The sequence below is a fragment of the Paraburkholderia sp. SIMBA_027 genome (genome assembly GCF_046535315.1).
GTDB classification, from domain to species: domain Bacteria; phylum Pseudomonadota; class Gammaproteobacteria; order Burkholderiales; family Burkholderiaceae; genus Paraburkholderia; species Paraburkholderia tropica.
The window spans coordinates 1-235 of the sequence record NZ_JAWRWY010001624.1 but is presented as its reverse complement, the minus strand read 5'-3'; the positions used below and the strand labels follow the sequence as shown (position 1 = coordinate 235).

The following is a 235-nucleotide window of genomic DNA, read 5'->3' as shown; positions in this document are numbered from 1 at the left end:
CGCCAATGCGCGCTCGATCCCGCTGGCGCAGGAAATCTCACGCCGCTTCGGCGATGCCGAGCGTCAGGCCGAGATCGGCGAGCTGAAGATCAAGATTTCGGGATGCATCAATGCCTGCGGCCACCACCATGTCGGCCATATCGGCCTGCTGGGCGTGGAAAAGAAGGGTGCCGAACTCTATCAGATCACCCTTGGCGGATCGGGCGACGAGCACACCTCGATCGGCGAAATCATC

General features: G+C 61.7%; 1 pseudogene. It reads left to right on the top strand.

Going from position 1 to position 235, the window contains the following annotated elements:
* A pseudogene (locus SB764_RS44680) lies at positions 1–235 on the top strand (nitrite/sulfite reductase); the annotation flags it as partial.